The organism is Arthrobacter sp. 10T425, assembly GCF_056393985.1.
The window spans coordinates 262,970-282,459 of record NZ_JBFTGZ010000001.1; the positions used below are offsets into that span (position 1 = coordinate 262,970).

The 19,490-nt window shown below is 67.7% G+C and carries 21 protein-coding genes; 18 read left to right on the top strand and 3 right to left on the bottom strand.

The window, feature by feature from the left end; all coding sequences use genetic code 11:
• The first annotated feature begins 7 nt into the window (after positions 1-7).
• The 3 genes from AC1DDH_RS01270 (at position 8) to AC1DDH_RS01280 (ending at position 2,913) form a co-directional block, all read left to right on the top strand.
• A complete protein-coding gene (locus AC1DDH_RS01270) occupies positions 8-826 on the top strand; it encodes a GNAT family N-acetyltransferase (protein WP_476954690.1) in 819 nt (272 codons plus the stop codon).
• Positions 827-947: 121 nt separating this feature from the next.
• Positions 948-2,645 carry an HNH endonuclease signature motif containing protein gene (locus AC1DDH_RS01275; protein WP_476954691.1) on the top strand — a complete coding sequence of 566 codons (1,698 nt, stop codon included), beginning with the start codon at positions 948-950 and terminating at the stop codon, positions 2,643-2,645.
• The gene (locus AC1DDH_RS01280; RefSeq protein WP_476872416.1) at positions 2,578-2,913 is read left to right on the top strand and encodes an ASCH domain-containing protein; all 336 of its coding nucleotides are present in this window, start codon (positions 2,578-2,580) and stop codon (positions 2,911-2,913) included. Before AC1DDH_RS01275 ends, AC1DDH_RS01280 begins: the two co-directional genes overlap by 68 nt.
• Here AC1DDH_RS01280 and AC1DDH_RS01285 read toward each other — a convergent pair.
• From AC1DDH_RS01285 to AC1DDH_RS01295, 3 genes are all read right to left on the bottom strand, one after another.
• On the bottom strand, positions 2,851-3,363 hold the full coding sequence (locus AC1DDH_RS01285) for an RES family NAD+ phosphorylase (protein ID WP_476954692.1): 513 nt from the start codon (positions 3,361-3,363) through the stop codon (positions 2,851-2,853). The genes AC1DDH_RS01280 and AC1DDH_RS01285 overlap by 63 nt on opposite strands.
• A gap of 164 nt (positions 3,364-3,527) precedes the next feature.
• A complete protein-coding gene (locus AC1DDH_RS01290) occupies positions 3,528-4,013 on the bottom strand; it encodes a DUF2306 domain-containing protein (protein WP_476872418.1) in 486 nt (161 codons plus the stop codon).
• 273 nt (positions 4,014-4,286) lie between these two features.
• On the bottom strand, positions 4,287-4,934 hold the full coding sequence (locus AC1DDH_RS01295) for an acVLRF1 family peptidyl-tRNA hydrolase (protein ID WP_476954693.1): 648 nt from the start codon (positions 4,932-4,934) through the stop codon (positions 4,287-4,289).
• A 60-nt stretch (positions 4,935-4,994) separates the two neighbouring features.
• On the opposite strand from AC1DDH_RS01295, the gene AC1DDH_RS01300 reads away from it, so the two are divergent.
• From AC1DDH_RS01300 to nusB, 15 genes are all read left to right on the top strand, one after another.
• Positions 4,995-6,440 carry a replication-associated recombination protein A gene (locus AC1DDH_RS01300; protein ID WP_476857085.1) on the top strand — a complete coding sequence of 482 codons (1,446 nt, stop codon included), beginning with the start codon at positions 4,995-4,997 and terminating at the stop codon, positions 6,438-6,440.
• A 265-nt stretch (positions 6,441-6,705) separates the two neighbouring features.
• Positions 6,706-7,104 carry a cupin domain-containing protein gene (locus AC1DDH_RS01305; protein WP_028276474.1) on the top strand — a complete coding sequence of 133 codons (399 nt, stop codon included), beginning with the start codon at positions 6,706-6,708 and terminating at the stop codon, positions 7,102-7,104.
• 186 nt (positions 7,105-7,290) lie between these two features.
• Positions 7,291-7,917 carry a 30S ribosomal protein S4 gene (rpsD, locus tag AC1DDH_RS01310; RefSeq protein ID WP_018773157.1) on the top strand — a complete coding sequence of 209 codons (627 nt, stop codon included), beginning with the start codon at positions 7,291-7,293 and terminating at the stop codon, positions 7,915-7,917.
• Between the two features lie 179 nt (positions 7,918-8,096).
• Entirely contained in the window at positions 8,097-8,471 is a 375-nt protein-coding gene (locus AC1DDH_RS01315) for a DUF948 domain-containing protein (RefSeq protein ID WP_018773156.1), read from the top strand.
• 20 nt (positions 8,472-8,491) lie between these two features.
• Positions 8,492-8,758: a DUF6167 family protein gene (locus AC1DDH_RS01320; protein WP_253906754.1), complete on the top strand. Its 267-nt coding sequence runs from the start codon at positions 8,492-8,494 to the stop codon at positions 8,756-8,758.
• A gap of 175 nt (positions 8,759-8,933) precedes the next feature.
• On the top strand, positions 8,934-11,612 hold the full coding sequence (alaS, locus tag AC1DDH_RS01325; protein WP_476857084.1) for an alanine--tRNA ligase: 2,679 nt from the start codon (positions 8,934-8,936) through the stop codon (positions 11,610-11,612).
• Positions 11,613-11,622: 10 nt separating this feature from the next.
• Positions 11,623-12,207: a Holliday junction resolvase RuvX gene (gene ruvX, locus AC1DDH_RS01330; RefSeq protein WP_223916695.1), complete on the top strand. Its 585-nt coding sequence runs from the start codon at positions 11,623-11,625 to the stop codon at positions 12,205-12,207.
• The gene (gene mltG / locus AC1DDH_RS01335) at positions 12,204-13,925 is read left to right on the top strand and encodes an endolytic transglycosylase MltG (RefSeq protein ID WP_476954694.1); all 1,722 of its coding nucleotides are present in this window, start codon (positions 12,204-12,206) and stop codon (positions 13,923-13,925) included. Before ruvX ends, mltG begins: the two co-directional genes overlap by 4 nt.
• Positions 13,922-14,833 carry a shikimate dehydrogenase gene (locus AC1DDH_RS01340; protein ID WP_476954695.1) on the top strand — a complete coding sequence of 304 codons (912 nt, stop codon included), beginning with the start codon at positions 13,922-13,924 and terminating at the stop codon, positions 14,831-14,833. Before mltG ends, AC1DDH_RS01340 begins: the two co-directional genes overlap by 4 nt.
• Before the next feature lie 26 nt (positions 14,834-14,859).
• On the top strand, positions 14,860-16,059 hold the full coding sequence (gene aroC / locus AC1DDH_RS01345; protein WP_476872422.1) for a chorismate synthase: 1,200 nt from the start codon (positions 14,860-14,862) through the stop codon (positions 16,057-16,059).
• Between the two features lie 65 nt (positions 16,060-16,124).
• Entirely contained in the window at positions 16,125-16,679 is a 555-nt protein-coding gene (locus AC1DDH_RS01350) for a shikimate kinase (RefSeq protein ID WP_476949410.1), read from the top strand.
• Positions 16,679-17,770 carry a 3-dehydroquinate synthase gene (gene aroB, locus AC1DDH_RS01355; RefSeq protein ID WP_476954696.1) on the top strand — a complete coding sequence of 364 codons (1,092 nt, stop codon included), beginning with the start codon at positions 16,679-16,681 and terminating at the stop codon, positions 17,768-17,770. The genes AC1DDH_RS01350 and aroB overlap by 1 nt, the downstream gene beginning before the upstream one ends.
• Positions 17,770-18,288 carry a tetratricopeptide repeat protein gene (locus AC1DDH_RS01360; RefSeq protein ID WP_476857080.1) on the top strand — a complete coding sequence of 173 codons (519 nt, stop codon included), beginning with the start codon at positions 17,770-17,772 and terminating at the stop codon, positions 18,286-18,288. The genes aroB and AC1DDH_RS01360 overlap by 1 nt, the downstream gene beginning before the upstream one ends.
• Before the next feature lie 155 nt (positions 18,289-18,443).
• The gene (efp, locus tag AC1DDH_RS01365) at positions 18,444-19,007 is read left to right on the top strand and encodes an elongation factor P (RefSeq protein ID WP_018773146.1); all 564 of its coding nucleotides are present in this window, start codon (positions 18,444-18,446) and stop codon (positions 19,005-19,007) included.
• Entirely contained in the window at positions 19,007-19,417 is a 411-nt protein-coding gene (nusB, locus tag AC1DDH_RS01370; RefSeq protein ID WP_018773145.1) for a transcription antitermination factor NusB, read from the top strand. The genes efp and nusB overlap by 1 nt, the downstream gene beginning before the upstream one ends.
• Positions 19,418-19,490 lie beyond the last annotated feature (73 nt).

Here is a 19,490-nt window from a genome sequence, read left to right on the forward strand (position 1 = left end):
TAGCCCGATGAACCTGGACCCGCGCCCCGGGCTGGAGACGCTGATGGATGCAGCGTGGCCTGCCGCGGAGCGCGAGGAATTCGGCGGGTGGGTGCTGCGGGCGGCGTCAGGGGTGACCCAGCGGGCGAACTCGGTCTGGCTGATGGATCCCGGCGAGGATCCGCACCGGCAGCTCGCCGCAGTCCGTGACGCCCGGCTTTGGTACCGCAGCCGGCGGCTTCCGCTCATCCTCCAAATTTTTGACGGCCCACGCCACGCGGCGCTCAACGCGGTACTCGACGCCGAAGGGTTCACGCGGCAGTCCGAAACCTTGGTGCTGGTCCATGTTCCCGGTGCTGAGTCCGGCGTGGAGTCCGGCGTCGGGCCCGGCGCCCCCGAACCTCCCGTGGAAATTTCGGCCGGGCCGTCGGCGGAATGGCTGGAGCTGTGGTGGAGCGTCGACGGCCGCGGGGGAGCGGACGAGCTCGCCGTGGCCCGCGGCATTCTCGAAGGGTGCCCCTCGCTGTACGCTCTGGTGCGGGACGACGGCGGCGCGCCAGCCGCCGTCGCACGCCTCGCCTTGCCCAACACCGGCCCGTCCGGGCCCGGGTGGGGCGGGCTGTACTGCATGGCAACGCGTCCGGATGCACGGCGTCGGGGCTATGGCGGCCGGGTGGTCCGGGCGCTGCTGCACGAGGGCGGGGCCCGCGGCCTGGCGGGGTACTGGCTGCTGGTCATGGCCTCCAACGCCGGTGCCCGTGAGCTGTACGCGCGGGCAGGGTTCCGCGAAACCGGCCGCTACCTCTACCGTCAGGACAGGCCCAAGCGGCACCTGACCGGCTGCTAAGGATTCCGGCTCCCGCCGTTAAGGGCTCTCCGGTGTCGCGGGATGTCCCTCGGCTCAATGCTCACGCTCGAGGACAGCCTATGTCGCTATTTCTGTCGGTGCCTCCTGAGATGATCTGAGTGTGGAGAGCAGGACAGCGTTGAGCGCGGAGAGCGGTGCGGCGATAGAAGCCGTCGCCGCCTCTGTTGCCGCGCTGGCTGCCTTGGCCGGCGCCGGCGCCGGCGCCGGCGCTGACGACGCCGGTGCGCCTGCTGCCGACCCGGTGGGAGACGGCGATCCGTTGCGGCAACTGGCGGAGGGTTGCCTGGACGGGCTGGCGGAGGTCGCCCGGATGGAGGCCCGGACCGCGGCGTTGAGGGTGCGGCTGGCCGCCGACTACGCGCAGGCAACCAGGTTCCTGGCGCCGCCGGCGCCGTCACCGCGGGACCGCGCCGTTCAGGAGATGGCACTGGTGGCTGAGGTTGCCTGTGTCCTGACCGTCAGCGAACGCACCGCAGCGGCCCTCCTCGCCGAAGCCCACGCCCTGACGACGGCGCTGCCGCTGACCCTGGCCGCCCTTGAGTCCGGCACGATCTCCTGGGCCCACGCCCGGATCCTCGTGGACGAAACCAGCAGCCTGGATGCGGCCGGGGCGGCCGGGCTCGAAGCGCACTTCCTGGACCCCGAAGCACCGAACCCGGCCCGCGGCTGCCCGGCCGGGGACCTCGTTCCGTCCCGGTTCCGGGCCAAGGCCCGCGCCTGGCGCGAACGCCACCACCCGGCCGGCATCGAGGAACGCCACACCACGAGCGCCGCGGACCGGCGGGTCGAGTACACCCCGGACCGGGACGGCATGGCCTGGCTTTCCGCCCACCTTCCGGCCGATACCGCCGCGGGGATCTGGGACCGGGCCACCGCGGCGGCCCGCGCCCTTCAGGGCCCGGACGAGTCCCGGACCCTGACCCAGCTCCGCGCCGACATCACCGCCATCTGGCTCCTCACCACCGGCACGCCCGGCGGCGGAACAAACGGTGGAACGGCCGACGGCGGCAACGGCACCGGCACGGGGGCGGAAGCTCGTGCGGGGGCGGGTGGGCTTGTTCCGGTCCCGCGGGCGCAGGTCCTGGTCACCGTCCCGGTCCTGGCCCTGCTCGGCGCCACCGACGAACCGGCCGTCCTGGATGGCTACGGGCCGATCCCGCCCTCGATGGCCCGCCGCCTCATCGCCGAGGGCGCCGGTTCCTTCCACCGGGTCCTGACCGACCCCCGGGACGGTGCTCCGCTGGAAATCGGCCGGACCAGCTACCGGCTCACGACGGCCCAGCGCCACTGGCTCCGGCTCCGCGACGGCCGGTGCCCCTTCCCCGGCTGCGGCAACCACTCCCTGGACAACGAGGCAGACCACCTCCTGGCCTGGGCCGACGGCGGCACCACCGGTATCTCGAACCTCGGCCAGCCCTGCCCGAAACACCACGGGCTTAAACACGCCTCCGCCTGGACACCGGACCGGGCCAGCAAAGACCACCCGCCCGGCTGGACCTCACCGTCCGGACGGCACTACCCCAGCGAACACCAGGACTGGGACCCACCCCACTGGCCCGAAGACTGGCTGCCCCACATCCCGGCCACGGACGAACCCAACCCGGAACCCGACCCCGACACGGGCCCCGATCAAGGCCAGCCCGCGGATCCGGGCCCAGGCCTGCCCCCGGACCCCTTCCCGGACTGGCACCAATTCACCGCCGGGCATCCACTGCCCGAGGCGGACACAGATGATCCGTACTGGGCAGCAACCCCGGCCGACCCCTATTCGGAATGGCTCCTGCTCCAATGTGCCTGACCGATTGTGTCTGACCGAGCAGTTGCCGGTCGTCGGTGAACGCGGTGTGGTCGTTGACTCGTTAGGGCGGCCCGTTTGCATCACAGAAGTTGCCGAGGTTCGCGTCGTGCCCCTCGGCACCGTCGATGCAGCTCACGCGATCGACGAAGGCGAGGGTTACCAGACAGTCTCCGAATGGCGCGTAGGCCACGAGCAAACGGATCCGCTACCGGAGAGAAACTACCCGAACACTTGGAGCGCCATCAGCGTTCCAATTGAAGAGCGTTAGGTGCCAGAGCTGCGGCCGTTTGCGTGAAGGGTCGATTAGTCCATTGGCGCCCAAACTCTGCAGAGCCTCTCGAACTTTCCACGACGGAGGCGTTCCACCCGCAGCAACAGCTCGTTGCCAGTCCGCCGCGGCGTCCGCGGGACTGATTCCAACGGACTTCAGAGCTTCGTGATCACGAAGATCAACAATACGGTTGGCCTCTACATTGAACTGCAACACCTCACGACCGGGAGTGCGTTCGTCAGTGTGGGCCATCATTGCAGCGGCGACACCTTCAGGTGACGAACTTAGGTACAGCGTTGGGACCTCTGGCGGCGAATACCGGCCGGCAGACCGAGATCCCGCAAGAGCCGCGTCACGGTAGGCAGGATCCACAGCACGGTAGAACGAACCTTCTACAGTGCGCATCAGGGCACTTTCCCAACTGACAACTGGTTGGTCTCGCTGCATGGTTTTCTTATCCTTACGATTTAGTTCAGGGACGCCAGTGTTCTAGGTACGGGAGCCAATCTGCTTACGAAACTTCGAGGCGCCAGGAACTCGCTGCCAGCTCCACGAGTAAGGCAATTTCCTGTTCCGGCTCTTGGTCCCCACACCGCGAGTATCCGGCCGGACTAGGTGATGGGGACCGTCTGTGTTTTGCGGAGCTGGGCGATGCCGATGAGAGTGAGTGCGGCTGTGCCCAGCAGGACCAGGATCAACAAACCCAACAGCGGGAGCTCGTGGATGGCGAGCTGGGGAATGCGGCGCGAGGGCACTGCCAGAACGCCCACAAAGGCGCCGATCAGACCGAAGTAGCTGCCCGTCATGAAACTGCGGTGGGCCCTGATGTTTCTCTTCCAGATGGCCCACAGTCCCGCTGTTAGTGTGAAGAACGTCAGCACTGAGAGTGCGTGGAGCCAATTGAACCCGCCGTCGATGGTTCTGATTCCAAACGAGGTCAGCACCACGACATACATGGAAGCAGCCCAGATTCGGCCCACGATCCGATGAACGCGGCCGCCTTTGGTCCTGCGCAGCAGGTTCATGGCTCCGAAAATCAGTGAGTAGCTGGCGGCGATTGCGTGAAGTGAGATCAGAACGGTCCAGGAGGAAGGCATAGTCCGGAGCCTAGCTGACCGTGCCCAGAGGGTTCGGAACGGCCCACCTGGAGACCTTGCTGCAGACGCAATTTCCCTTCACCGCGGCTCTAAGTCACAGAGCGGGCCAAAAAGGTCCCGTAGTGGGTTCCGTAAACGGATCGTTCATCGGGCATCTGGTTGGGGTGGCTGGGCTACTCGGCCTGGCAGTCCCGCCGACACCACGGCTGATTCCTGCGCGCGCTGCCGGACAGTCCGTAACAGGGGCCGGCAGGGCCGTTGCTCAAGTCGTCCCTACTCCGGTGGATCCGTCACCAGGATCCGAACCGCGCACAGGTCCTTGGCCGCCTTCTTCAGCACTGCGGCGCGCGGATCCGGGACGTCGAGGAACGCCAGCCTCGGCCGTGCCGCGTATTGCTTCAGCACCGGTTCGGCGAGGACCTGCTCGGCAAGGGTCCGGTCGCCGCCGGGAGCCAGATACTCGATCGGGTGCCCCGCGAAAATCCGCCCGGCATGCTCCGCAACGGCCTCCACCAGCGCATCGGCCTGGTTCGCCCGGCGCCGGGCAAAGCGCTGCTGCGACCAGCCGCCCGCAGCCGTCCGGGACTGGACATGCCGTGTACCGGTCTTCGACGCGAGCACGGCGCCGCCGCTGACCACCGCCACCGAGTAACCGCCGCGGCGGACCAGTACCGCCCCGATGCCCCGCGACTGGGACGCCAGGGAAGCGAGGCGGGCGACGGCGTCGCCGCCGCGCCCAGGACGGCCGTCCGCCGGCCACGGCGCCCGGAGCAGAGCCACGGCCCCGTCGGCGGCGCGCAGCTGCAGACCGTCGTCGAGCTCCTCCTCCACCAGTGCGCCGTGGCTCGCGGCGAAGCGGTCCACCCAGCCCGGCAGCCGGTCGCCGGAGACGAAGGCCACACGGGTGTCGGGGGTTGTCATGGCGCGGGTCTCCGTTATGAGGGTGTCTGGGCAAGCGGGAACTAGAAGTAGCCTATCTATGTGGATGATCTCTTTGGCGCAGGGCGGGACGGCGGCGCCGCTACCGAGGATGACGGCGACGCTGACCAGACCGGCGAGAGCCGCCGAGTCTCCCCGCGGAGCCCCCTCGCCGTCCGGATGCGGCCCCGCACCCTCGATGATGTCGTGGGCCAGCAGCACCTCCTCGGCCAAGGCTCGCCGCTGCGCCAGCTCGCCGCCGGCACGGACGCCACCGGCCCCGCGGGTCCCAGTTCACTGATCCTCTGGGGTCCTCCGGGTACCGGCAAGACCACCCTCGCCCATGTGATTGCCAAGGGCCCAGGGCGGAAGTTCGTCGAGCTCTCCGCCATCACCGCCGGCGTCAAGGACGTCCGCCGAGTGATGGACGAAGCCCTGACCGCCCGTGACCTGTTCAAGACCACCACTGTGCTGTTCCTGGATGAGATCCACCGCTTCAACAAGGCCCAGCAGGACGCCCTGTTGCCCGGCGTCGAGAACCGCTGGGTGGTCCTGGTCGCCGCGACCACCGAAAACCCCTCCTTCTCCGTCGTTTCCCCACTGCTGTCCCGCTCGCTGCTGCTGACCCTGAAACCGCTCACCGACGCCGACGTCGAGGGCCTTCTCCTGCGGGCCGCAACGGATGACCGCGGGCTCGGCGGCAAAGTGGAACTCAGCGACGAGGCCCTGGCACACCTCGTCCGGCTCTCCGGCGGGGACGCCCGGCGTGCGCTGACCGCGCTCGAGGCGGCGGCCGGCGTCGCGTTCGGGGACGCGGACGACACTGACGCAGTCGTAGCCGGCACAGCCAGCGGGGCGCCCGAGGCGGCCCCGGTGAAGATCGAGCTCAAGCACACGGAGCGCGCCCTGGATGTCGCCTCCGTCCGCTACGACCGGGCCGGGGACCAGCATTACGACGTCGCCAGCGCGTTCATCAAGTCGATCCGGGGTTCCGACGTCGACGCCGCGCTGCACTACCTTGCCCGGATGCTGGAGGCGGGTGAGGACCCCCGGTTCGTGGCCCGCAGGATCGTGATCTCGGCGGCCGAGGACGTCGGCATGGCTGACCCGACTGCGCTGCAGACCGCCGTCGCGGCGGCCCAGGCCGTACAGCTGATCGGCATGCCGGAAGGCCGCATCATCCTCGCCGAGGCCGTGGTGCATCTGGCCACCGCGCCGAAGTCCAACGCCGCGTACATGGGCATTAACCAGGCCATCGCCGACGTCCGCGCCGGGCTCGGGAACGGCATCCCCGCCCACCTTCGCGATGCCCACTACCCGGGCTCGAAACAGCTCGGCCACGGCAAGGGCTACAAGTACGCCCACGATGCCCCGCACGCCGTCGCCACGCAGCAGTACCCGCCGGACGACCTCGTCGGGCGCAACTACTACGAACCCACCGGCAACGGGGCCGAACGCGACATCGCCACCCGGCTCGAGCGGCTTCGGAGGATCATCCGCGGCACCTGAAAGGCACGTGGGCGGCAAGTGAACGCCCGTGACCTGCGGCTGGTCGGCGGCGGCCCGTGGCGCCGGAATCCGCCGTTGACATAGGGGCCAAGAGGTCTAACGTGGAATTACGGCGGCATGGATCTGCTGACCGTCCGTGCGGCGCAGGGGACAGCGCAGTCACATCGCTGGCTCCCTCGTTCCGGACCCCGGAACGGCAGCTGGCTTCGCTCGAACCCAGCTCATCCAGCGCGAGCGTTCCCGTCCCGTCCCCGGCAGGTGTCCCATGAGTATCAACTTCGTTACAGCCATGGCAGTGAAGTCCTTCGATGTGCCGGACAAGAAACGGTGCCCGGACAAGGCCGAATTCGACCTCTGCACAGTGAACGACTACTCGGTGGCCCGGCTGATCCTGGGCCCGGGCTGGCGGTGGTCGGAGAACACCAGACCCTACGAGCGGACCGACGTCTGCCTGCACCACCATCTCGGCTTCTGCATCTCCGGTGAAATGGAAGTCGAAACGGCCGAAGGGCTGCGCTCCACGATCCACGCCAACGACACCTACGCGATTCCGCCGGGACACGACGAATGGGTGGTGGGCCCGAAACCGTTCGTGGCCGTGGAATTCCTGGGCGCGGCGTCTTTCGGGCGCAGCGGTGTCCGGGGAGCGCACGCCAGAATCTGACTTCGGTCCGCCGGCCGGATCTGGTAGGCTGGACCGTTGTCTGGCAAGGCACGGACGCACAATCCATGGAAACTTCGGTTCGATGAGGGTTGCCCTGTGCCCAGTAGCAAAAGGCAGCGGTTGGCCGATGCTCTCCATCGTGGAGGCCAGTAACACTGACACACCGCAGATATTGGAAGGACACAAGTGGCTAACAACACTCGTGCTCGCCGTACCGCACGCCTTTCGCGTGCACTCGGCATCGCTCTGACCCCCAAGGCCGCCAAGTACATGGAGCGCCGCCCGTACGGCCCCGGTGAGCATGGCCGTGCCCGCAAGAAGCAGGACTCCGACTACGCCGTACGTCTGCGCGAAAAGCAGCGTCTGCGCGCCCAGTACGGCATCCGCGAAGCCCAGATGACCCGTGCCTTCGAAGAAGCACGCCGCACCAAGGGCCTGACCGGTGAAAACCTGATCGAACTGCTCGAAATGCGTCTCGACGCCCTCGTGCTGCGTGCTGGCTTCGCCCGCACCATCGCCCAGGCCCGCCAGCTGGTTGTGCACCGCCACATCCTCGTTGACGGCATCCGCGTTGACCGCCCGTCTTTCCGCGTCGGCGAGGGCCAGCTGGTCCACGTTCACAGCCGCAGCGAGACCATGCCTCCGTTCCAGGTTGCAGCAGCCGGCGCTCACCGCGACGTCCTGCCGATCGTTCCGGCTTACCTGGACGTCAAGCTTGACGCCCTGCAGGCCCGCCTGGTGCGTCGCCCCAAGCGCTCCGAGATCCCCGTGACCTGCGAAGAGCAGCTCGTCGTGGAATTCTACGCACGCTAATTCAAAAGGCATCACCTACAAAGAAGCCCGTGGCAAGCGCCGCGGGCTTCTTTGTATGTAAGGTACTTGGGGGAGTTCCCCGGGAGCCGGTTCGGCTTGCCGGATTTAACTGTCGGCGAAACCGTCGGAACCCGACGCAACAAGCAGGTATCCACTGCAGTTCAAGGAGATGAGTGTCTATGTCTGGTGGCGATATTGCCGGCCTGATCGCGGCTGGAGTGTTTGCACTGCTGGTCCTGCTGCTCGCCGTGCCGATCCTGAAGCTCGGGGGAGTGTTCGACGAAATGCGGACCACCATCCGCTCCATCAGCGACGGCGCCACCCCGCTCATGGACGAGGTCACCGCGACGGTGACCACCACCAACGAGCAGCTGAAGAAGGTTGACGGCATCTCCTCGAACGTCTCGGACGCCTCCGCCAACATCTCGGCGCTGTCCTCGCTCATGGCCGCCACCGTGGGCTCGCCGCTGATCAAGGTGGCAGCCTTCAGCTACGGCGTGCGCTCCGCCTTCAGCACCCGCAAAAAGCCCGCCACCGGCCGCCGCAGCCGCTAAACCCTCCGGGAGCACCTGACATGAACAGAATCATCTGGATGGGAATCGGCGTCGCGATCGGCGTTATCGCCTTCCGCAAAGTCACCGAAGCGCAGTCCGCCCTCGGCCCCGAAGGCCTGAACCGGGCCGTCGGACGGCTGACGGACGGCCTGCTCGACTTCGCCGATGCGGTCCGCGATGGCATGGGCGAGCGGGAGTCAGAACTCCGCACGGCCCTCGGGATCGAGACGGCAACGGACCTCGCCGCCGGCGGCACTGTCGCCCGCCGGGATGCGGTCCGGCGCTAGCCGGGAGAGAATTAGTAAGTAAGGTGCCCGTCACCGGGGGTGACGGCGCGCCGACGCCCCCGGTGACGGGTACCAGATTGACGGGCCCGGATCAGTGCCGGTCCTCAGCTTGTCCCGCGCAGCACAGACGCGGGCCACATAACGCAGTGAATATTGAAGGGTAAGAAAACAGCTCATGAAGTCGCAGGAGATCACCAAGCGCTGGATCGACTTTTTTGTCAGCAAGGGGCACACCGCCGTCCCCTCCGCCTCCCTGGTCTCCAGCGACCCGTCCCTGCTGTTTACGGTCGCCGGCATGGTCCCGTTCATCCCGTACCTGACCGCCCGTGAGGAGGCCCCCTACCAGCGGGCCACCAGTGTGCAGAAGTGCATCCGGACCGGTGACATCGAGGAAGTGGGCAAAACCGCCCGCCACGGCACGTTCTTCCAGATGTGCGGCAACTTCTCCTTTGGCGACTACTTCAAGGAAGACGCCATCAAGTTCGCGTGGGAGCTCCTGACCACCAGCGTGGACGACGGCGGGTACGGACTGCCGCCGGAGCGGCTCTGGGTCACCGTCTATGAAGAGGACGACGAGGCCGAGCAGCTGTGGCTGAAGAACACCGGCATGCCGGCCGAGCGGATCCAGCGCATGGGCAAGTCCGACAACTACTGGTCCACCGGCCAGCCCGGCCCCGCCGGTCCCTGCTCGGAGATCTACTACGACCGCGGCCCGTCCTACGGCGTCGAGGGCGGCCCCATCGCCGATGAAAACCGCTACGTCGAGATCTGGAACCTCGTGTTCATGCAGTACCAGATCGACAACGTCCGCTCCAAGGTGGATTTCGACATCACCGGAGAACTGCCCAAGAAGAACATCGACACGGGCCTGGGCATGGAGCGCCTCGCGATGATCCTCCAGGACGTCGAGAACATGTACGAGACGGACCAGGTCCGCCCCGTGATCGACCGGGCCGCGGCCCTCTCCGGCCGGGAATACACCTCCGCGGAGTCCGCCGAGGACCCGCACCACACTGACGACGTCCGCATGCGCGTCGTTGCCGACCACATCCGCTCGGCCCTCATGCTGATCGCCGACGGCGTGACCCCCTCCAACGAGGGCCGCGGCTACGTGCTGCGCCGCCTGATCCGCCGGGCCGTCCGCTCCATGCGCCTGCTCGGCGTCGAAAAAGCCTGCCTGCCGGAACTGCTGCCGGCCTCGCGGGACGCCATGAAGGGTGTCTACCCGATCGTCGAGACCGACTTCGAACGCATCAGCCGGATTGCCTACGCCGAAGAGAAGGCGTTCCTGCGCACCATCGCCTCCGGCACCGCCCGCCTCGAGGACGCCGTCAAGGAATCCAAGGCCGCCAACCAGCCGCTCTCCGGCGCCGACGCCTTTGCCCTGCATGACACCTACGGCTTCCCGATCGACCTCACCTTGGAAATGGCCGAAGAGGCCGGGCTGAAAGTCGACGAGCCCGAGTTCCGCAAGCTCATGCTCGAGCAGCGCCAGCGCGCCCAGGCCGACGCCAAGGGCAAGAAGGGGTCGCACGCTGACCTCAGCGCGTTCCAGGAGCTGCTGTCCGCCGGCGAGACAGTCTTCACCGGCTACACCGAGCTCCAGGGCGAGTCCAAGGTCCGCGGCATCCTCTCCGGCGGCCGGAAGGTCGCCCAGGCCTCGACCGGCGATGAAATCGAACTGGTCCTGGCCGAGACGCCGTTCTACGCCGAAGCCGGCGGCCAGGCTGCCGACACCGGGCTGATCACCGGCGACGGCTTCGTCGTCGAGGTCCTGGATGTCCAGCGCCCCGTCAAGGGCCTCAGCGTCCACAAGGCAATCGTCCGCGAAGGCGAAATCGGTGCCGACTCGCTGGTTCAGGCCGCCGTGGACCGGGAACGCCGCCACGCCGCTGAGCAGGCCCACACCGGCACGCACATTGTGCACGCTGCCCTGCACCAGATCCTCGGCCCGGAGGCCCTGCAGCGCGGCTCCTTCAACAAGGCCGGCTACCTGCGCTTCGACTTCGCCTGGGGTGAGGGCCTGAGCGCCGCCACCCGGTCCGAGATCGAGGAAGTCTCCAACATCGCCATCCGCAACAACTTCCAGGTGGAAACCAGGATCATGGGGCTCGCCGAGGCCAAGGCGCTCGGCGCCATGGCACTGTTCGGCGAGAACTACGGCAACGAGGTCCGCGTCGTGGAAATCGACGGCGCCTGGTCCCGGGAACTCTGCGGCGGCACCCACGTCGAGAACACCTCGCTGATCGGCAGCCTGTCACTGCTCGGCGAACAGTCGGTCGGCTCAGGAAACCGCCGTGTCGAAGCCTTCGTGGGCATGGACGCGTTCCGGCACCTGGCCGCGGAGCGGGCGCTCGTCACCGAGCTCACGGAAATGCTGAAGGTTCCCTCCGGGCTGCTCGCGGACCGGATTTCCAGCACCCTGACCAAGCTCAAGACGGCCGAGAAGGAACTCGAGCGGCTGCGCAAGGAGCAGCTCACGGCCGCCGCAGCCCAGCTGGTCGGCACCGCCCAGGATGCCGCCGGCGTCAAGGTCATCGCGCACGACGCCGGCCAGGTCAGCGGCGCGGACGACCTGCGCGGCCTGGCCCTGGACCTGCGGACGCGTCTCGGGTCCGAGCCCGCCGCCGTCGCGGTAGCCGGTGTCAGCAACGACCGTCCCGTGATCCTGATCGCCACCAACGAAGCCGCCCGGGCAGCCGGAGTCAAGGCCGGTGCCCTGGTGCGCCTCGCCGCAGGCATCCTCGGCGGCGGTGGTGGCGGCAAGGACGACGTCGCCCAGGGCGGCGGGACCGACGCCGCCAAGGTCGGTGCTGCCCTCGGCGCTGTCGTGGACGCCATTACCAGGCGATAGCGGATCCCACGTGTCTGAAGCTGCTGTGGCCGGCGTCTATCCCCGGGGCGTGAAGCTCGGGGTGGACGTCGGCACCGTCCGTGTGGGCGTGGCCGTCTGCGACCCCGACGGAATCCTGGCGACGCCGCTGCGCACTCTGGCGCGGAACGTGAAAAAGAACACCGACGTGCGAATCCTGGCCGCCCTGGCCGCGGAACTGGGCGCCGTGGAGATTTTCGTGGGACTGCCGCGCACCATGAAAGGCGAAGAGCACGCCTCCGCCAGGATGGCGACCGAGTACGCACAGCTGCTGGTACTGGCCCTGCAGGACGCCGGATCCGAGGTGCCCGTGCGCCTGGTTGACGAACGGCTCAGCACCGTGAGCGCCCACCGCAACCTGCACGAAGCTGGCATGAGCAGCAGGAATCACCGTACAGTTGTTGATCAGGTTGCGGCGGCAGGTATTCTGCAACATGCGATTGATATGCAAAAGGCCAGGGGAACGGAGGTCGGAAACCGCGTGTACGCGGAGTCTGCGCCGGGGCCGACCGGAGGCGGCGCACAGACCGGCCCGGCAGTACAGACGCACTCTTCAGAACATGGAAGGCTACAGTGAGCCCGGTCAACAGTGATGACTCCTCCGGTGACGCCCTTGGTGGCGCCGGCCGACCGCTGACGCGCAAAGAAATCCGGGCCCGGGAGAAGCTTCTGGCCACCCAGGGCCACAACGTGATCCCGCCGCAGGCTTTTGAGGCGGGACCGGACGTTCCGACGCCGGCACCGGCACCAACGCCGGCACCGGCAGAGGACAGCCTGCCGCAGTCCGGACCGGAACTTCCCGACGCGGCACCGACCGTGCACGAAGAAGCCGTTCGTGAAGAGCCGGTGCGCGAAGAGCCCGTGCGCGAAGAAGCCGTGCGCGAAGAGCCCGTGCACGAAGAGCCGGTGCACGAAGACTTCACGCAGCTGATCCCTGTCCGCGATGTACCTGTCCACGAAGTACCTTCCCGCGAGGAGCCCGTCCGCGAAGACGCTGGCCACGAGGACGTCGTCTATGCGTCAGCGGGCGGGCTCGGCTACGGCTCCAGCCACGATGCGGCTGCCCATGACGCCGGCGTCCACGATGGCTACGCTCCGCACCCCCACGACGAGGCCCACCATCTCTACGGCAACTCCGGTGACCCCCAGGCACAGCCGCACCCGGAGGCCGAGTACCACGGCGACCCGGGCGAGGAGCTGATGGCCGGAGCAGCCCGCTACGACAAGGGACCGTCCAAGAAGGTCCGCAGGCGGCGCCGCTTCCTGGCACTGGTGCTGACCCTGACGGTCTTCGTCGTCGCAATCGCCGTCGGCGCACAGTTCCTCAAGCCCCTCCTCGGCGGAGACACCATGGCCGACTACCCCGGCCCCGGAACCGGTGAAGTCACCATCACGATCGAACCCGGCGCCGGAACGCGGTCCGTGGCCACCGAACTTCAGTCGAAAAAGGTCGTGGCCAACGCGGACACCTTCCTCAAGGAGTTCACCGCTTCCGGCGGTGCCCTGAACCCCGGCACGTTCTCGATGCGCCAGGAAATGAAGAACTCCGATGCCGTGGATGTCCTGCTCAACAAGGGCCAGAGCAAGGTCATGTACTTTGCGCTCAGCGCCGGGCTGCGGATCGGCGAATCCCTGCAGGCGATTTCCGAGGGCACCGGGATTCCTGTTCAAGACCTGAAAGCGCTCAGCGATGCGCCCGCGCAGTTCGGCGTCCCGGCCAAAGCCAAGAACCTCGAGGGCTACCTGGCGCCGGGGGAGTACCGCTTCCCGTTGGGCTCCTCCGCCAAGGATATTTTGCAGAAGCTCGTCGGCAGCACCCAGGATGAACTCAAGGCCCAGGGCGTTACCGATCCCGCGAAACAGTACGACGTCGTGACGGTGGCCAGCATCGTCCAGGCCGAAGGTGGCCAGGCCGAATATGGTGACGTCGCCGGCGCCATCTACAACCGCCTCAAGCCCAACAACACCGAGACCAACGGGCTCATCCAGTCCGATGCCACCGTCACCTACGGCCTGGGCATCCGCAGCTTCCACATCGACGAGGTCCAGAAGGCTGACAAGTCGAACCCTTACAACACCTACGCCAACCAGGGGCTGCCCGCCGGACCCATCGGTTCCCCCGGCAAGACGGCCATTGACGCCGCCGCCAAGCCCAAGTCCAACAGCTTCCTCTACTGGGTCACCATCAACCTGGACACCAAGGAGACCAAGTTCTCCAAGACGCTGGCGGAACACAACGGCTACGTGGCGCAGTACAACGCCTGGTGCGAGGCCAACCCGGGACGCTGCGTATGACGCTGCGGGCGGCCGTCCTCGGGCATCCCATCAGCCATTCGAAGTCGCCCGCGCTGCACCGGGCCGCGTACGCCCACCTGGGCGTGGATATCGCCTACTCCGCCATTGACGTGACCGAGGCCGCCCTGCCCGATTTTATGAGGCAGGTCAGGGACGAGGTGCGCGCTGAGGGTTCCTGGCGCGGCCTGTCGGTCACCATGCCGCTCAAATCGGCCATGGTGGCGGAAGTGGACGAGGTCCGTGGCGTGGGGCGCGCCCTTGGGGTCGTCAACACGGTTGCGTTCGAATCCGACGGCGGCAGTGCTGGCCACACGCGATTGGTCGCGTACAACACCGACGTCACCGGGATCGTCAACGCGCTCCGGCACGCGGGGGCAGCCTCGGCGCCCACCGCCGTGATCCTCGGCGGGGGCGGGACCGCGGCAGCAGCCATCGCGGCGCTCAAGGAATTGGGGTCGGTGTCCGCCGAAGTGTTCGTCCGCGATGTCAGCCGTGTGGCAGAGGCCCGCGCGGCCTCCGCCGCCGTCGGCGTCCCCATCCGGGTGCTTCCCCTCGCCGGGGCGGCAGCCGCCGTCGCCGCGGCCGACGTCGTCATCTCCACGCTGCCGCCCCGCGCGGCAGACGCACTGGCCGCGGAACTAGCCGAAGAGCTGGCGGCGAAACGTCCAGGAGAACTGCCTCCGCATGGCAGCCCGGGCGTCCTCCTGGACGTCGCCTATGATCCATGGCCCAGCCGGATCGCCGCGGTCTGGCAGGAAGCCGGTGGCACGGTGGTCCCCGGACTGGAAATGCTGATCTACCAGGCCGTGGAGCAGGTACGGCACTTCACCGGGCTGGGCGAGGCCCTCCCTGCCGGAGTCACAGATGTGATGTGTGACGCAGTCGGGGCGCCCCGACGAGTGTTCTAACCGCCCGACATGGCAGGATGGAATGTATGTTGCGTTGGTTGACTGCCGGAGAATCCCATGGCCCGGCACTGGTCGGAATAATTGAAGGCGTGCCCGCCGGTGTGGAACTCACCAGCGCCCACATCAGCGAGGCGCTGGCCCGCCGCCGGCTCGGCTATGGCCGCGGCGCCCGGATGAAATTCGAGCAGGACGTGGTCACGATCCTCGGCGGAGTCCGCCACGGCCTGACCCAGGGCGGCCCCGTCGCCATCCAGGTCGGCAACACCGAATGGCCCAAGTGGGAACAGATCATGTCCTCCGATCCCGTGGAGCCCGAAATCCTGGCCGACCAGGCCCGGAACGCCCCGCTGACGCGCCCGCGGCCCGGCCACGCAGACTTCACCGGCATGCAGAAATACGGCTTCGACGAGGCCCGCCCGGTCCTGGAGCGCGCCAGCGCCCGCGAGACGGCCACGAGGGTGGCGCTCGGCACGGTCGCCGCGGCCTTCCTCAAGCAGCTCGGCATCGAGCTCGTCTCCCACACCGTATCCATCGCCAGCGTCGCCGTGCCGGAGGGCCGGCCGCTGCCGGTGCCGGGGAACGTGATCGCCCTGGACGCGGACCCGCTGCGCTGCTTCGACCGCGAAACCTCGGACGCCATGGTGGCCGAGGTCGACATCGCGCACAAGGAAGGCGAAACCCTCGGCGGCGTCGTCGAAGTGCTTGCCTACGGCCTCCCGCCGGGACTCGGCAGCTACGTGCACTGGGACCGGCGCCTCGACTCGCGTCTGGCGGCGGCCCTCATGGGCATCCAGGCCATCAAGGGCGTTGAAGTCGGCGACGGCTTCCTTACCGCCGCGCGCCGCGGCTCCGCCGCCCACGACGAGATCGTCAAGGACGCGGACGGCAAGATCATCCGTACCTCCAACCGCGCAGGCGGGATCGAGGGCGGCATGAGCATCGGCGATGTCCTGCGCGTCCGTGCCGCCATGAAACCGATCGCCACCGTACCCCGCGCGCTCAGGACGGTCGACGTCAGCACGGGGGAGGCCGCCAAGGCCCACCACCAGCGCTCCGACGTCTGTGCCGTGCCGGCCGCCGGTGTGGTGGCCGAGGCTATGGTGGCCCTCGTGATCGCCGAAGCGGTCGCGGAAAAATTCGGCGGTGACTCCGTGCAGGAGACCGCGCGCAACATCAAGGGTTACCTGGACAGCATTCCGGCGTCCCTGGACTCGATCGGCCACTAGTGCCGGCCGGGAAAACCGACGGGCCCTCCGCCGCGGCGGCGCCCGCGGCAAATAACGTTGGGCCGGTGGTCCTGATCGGACCGATGGCCGTGGGCAAATCGGCGATCGGACAGCAGCTCGCCGAGCACTTGGGGTGCGCCTTCATGGACACCGACGCCCTCGTGGTGGCCCAGCACGGGACGATCGCCGAGATCTTCGCCAGCCGTGGCGAGCACGCCTTCCGCGAGATGGAGGCCCGGGCCGTGGCCCAGGCCATCGAAGAGGCACAGGGCGGCACCGCCGTCATTTCGCTCGGCGGCGGGGCCGTCCTTGATTCCGGTACGCAGCAGCTCCTGGGCCGCTGTACCGTTGTTTACCTCGAATGCGACGCCGAGACTGTGGCGGAACGCATCGCCAGAAATTCGGGCCGGCCGCTCCTGGCCGGCGACGCCATGGGCCGGTGGCGGACCTTGTTCGCCACCCGGCAGCCGGTCTACGAACGGCTCGCCGACCTCGTCCTCGATGTCCGGCGCGGCAGCGTTCCGGAGCTGGCTCACCGGCTGGAAGATGCGCTGGGGGAGCGCGCCGCGGCTAAGGCCGCGGCGGTGCCCACTCCGGCGTCGACAAAGGAAGTTGAATAGTGAGTACCGAATCAACCGTCATGAAAGTCACCGGACAAACGCCGGGTGAGAACTACGACGTCGTAGTGGGCCGCGGCCTCCTGGCAAGCCTGCCGGGCCTGCTGGGTGAGCGCGTCAAGCGCGTCCTGGTCATCCACCCCCGTGCGCTGCGGTTGACCGGGGACACCGTCCGGGAAGAGCTGGCCGCCGCCGGGTTCACCGCGCTGACCGCAGAAATCCCTGACGCCGAAGAGGGCAAACACATCGAGGTCGCCTCGTTCTGCTGGCAGGTGCTGGGGCAGAACGACTTCACCCGCTCCGATGCCATCGTCGCCGTCGGCGGCGGCGCTGTTACCGACCTGGCCGGCTTTGTCGCCGCGACCTGGCTGCGCGGCGTGAAGGTCATCCACATGCCCACGAGCCTGCTGGGCATGGTGGACGCCTCGGTCGGCGGCAAGACCGGCATCAACACCGCCGAGGGCAAGAACCTGGTGGGCGCGTTCCACCCCCCGGCCGGTGTCCTCGCGGACCTCGACACGCTGGAGACGCTGCCGAAGAACGAGATCATCTCCGGCATGGCCGAGGTCATCAAGTGCGGCTTCATCGCCGACCCGGCCATCCTGGACCTGATCGAGAAGGACCCGTCCGCGGTTTCCGATCCGCGCTCGGACATCCTGCGCGAACTGATCGAACGCGCCATCAGCGTCAAGGCCCGGGTGGTGTCCGAGGACCTGAAGGAAACCGGCCAGCGCGAGATCCTGAACTACGGCCACACCCTGGGCCACGCGATCGAACTCGCCGAGCGCTACTCCTGGCGGCACGGCGCCGCCGTCTCCGTGGGCATGATGTTCGCCGCCGAGCTCGCCCGCAGCGTCGGCCGGCTCAGCGACGCCGACGCCGACAGGCACCGGAGCATCCTGGAAAGCCTCGGGCTTCCCATCACGTACCGCCGCGACCGCTGGCAGGCCCTCCTGGACGGCATGCGCCGGGACAAGAAGTCCCGCGGTGACCTGCTGCGGTTCGTGGTGCTCGACGGCGTTGGCCGGCCCGGCATCCTCGATGTCCCGGACACGTCCCTGCTGTTTGCCGCCTACCAGGAGATTGCCTCCTGATGCACATGGTCAAGGGCGGCACGAGCGAGTGGCCGGACGCGGGATTTCCCGGGATCCGGATCAACCCGCAGTCCCTGATGCCCCAGATCGTCAATGACGAGATCATGGCCGAGGCCCTGGCGGCCTCGACAGACCCAGGGGACCTGATCCTGGTCCGGCTCGTAGAAGGGCACGCGGCCGAAGCCGCCGAGCTCCTCGCCGAGGCCCGCTACAAGGACCCCGGCTCGCTCCGGCTGCGGATCTTCGAGGCGGACGTGCTCCGGGTCTCGAACCGGTTCGACCGGGCGGTGGAGGTGTTCCGCCAACTCCTCGCCGAGACCCAGGGCACCCTGGAGGAGGCCGCCGTCCGCCAGCACCTCGGCCGGTCCTACTTCGCCGGCGGGAACATTGGCGCCGCCGTCGAATCCTTCGCCAAGGCGCTGGATCTGCGCGTCGCCGGGTCCGCCGACGCGGCCCTCATCTATGCCTCCACCGTTGCGTTGCAGCGCGCCAGGGACGTCCTGGAACAGCAGTCCTGAGCCTGCGTCAGGCAGCTGTCCGCCGGAACCGGTAGAATAGATCTTGGATTTTTGACAAATACGCGCTGGCGGCCCGCTTGGCATGCCGGCCCGGCATAGATCGTCCGGCCGATAGCACCGGCCTGATGGAACCAGAGAGAAACTAAGAGGATACAGTGGCAACCACTAACGACATCAAGAACGGAACCGTCCTTAAGCTCGAGGGCCAGCTTTGGAACATCATCGAGTTCCAGCACGTCAAGCCCGGCAAGGGTGGCGCGTTCGTGCGCACCAAGATGCGCAACGTGATGTCCGGCAAGGTCGTCGACAAGACCTTCAACGCCGGACTGAAGATTGAGACCGCCACGGTGGACCGCCGCGACTACCAGTACCTGTACCAGGACGGCGCCGACTTCGTCTTCATGGACACCTCCGACTTCGACCAGCTCACCGTCTCGGCCGCCACCGTCGGCGACGCCACCAACTTCATGCTCGAGAACCAGATGGTCAACATCGCCATCCACGAAGGCAACCCGCTCTACATCGAGCTGCCCCCGAGCGTCGTCCTCGAGATCACCTACACCGAGCCGGGCCTGCAGGGCGACCGCTCCTCGGCCGGCACCAAGCCCGCCACCCTCGAAACCGGGTACGAGATCCAGGTGCCGCTGTTCGTCGAGAACAACACCAAGGTCAAGGTCGACACCCGCGACGGCAGCTACCTCGGCCGGGTCAACGACTAGTGAGTGCGCGCGGTAAGGCCCGGAACCGGGCCCTCGATGTGCTCTTTGAGGCCGAGCAGCGCTCAGCCTCCGCGTTCGACGTGCTGAAGTCCCGCCGCGAGCAGACAGACCAGATCGTCAACCCCTACACCCTCGAAATCGTCGAAGGCGTGGTCTCGCACCAGGTAGCCATCGACGAATTCCTGGAGACCTATTCGCAGGGCTGGACCCTGGAGCGCATGCCCTCCGTGGACCGCATCATCCTGCGGATCGGCACGTGGGAACTGCTCTACAACGACGACGTCCCGGACGGCGTGGCGGTCAGCGAGGCTGTGGCCTTGGCCAAGACGCTCTCCACGGACGAGTCGCCGTCGTTCATCAACGGCCTGCTGGGCCGGCTGCAGCAGCTCAAGCCCTCGCTGCTGGCGTAAGCTCTCAGTGCCCCGAAGAACCCCGGCCAGGACATCCTGGCCGGGGTTCTTTCTTTTCCCCGGTTGCCCACGC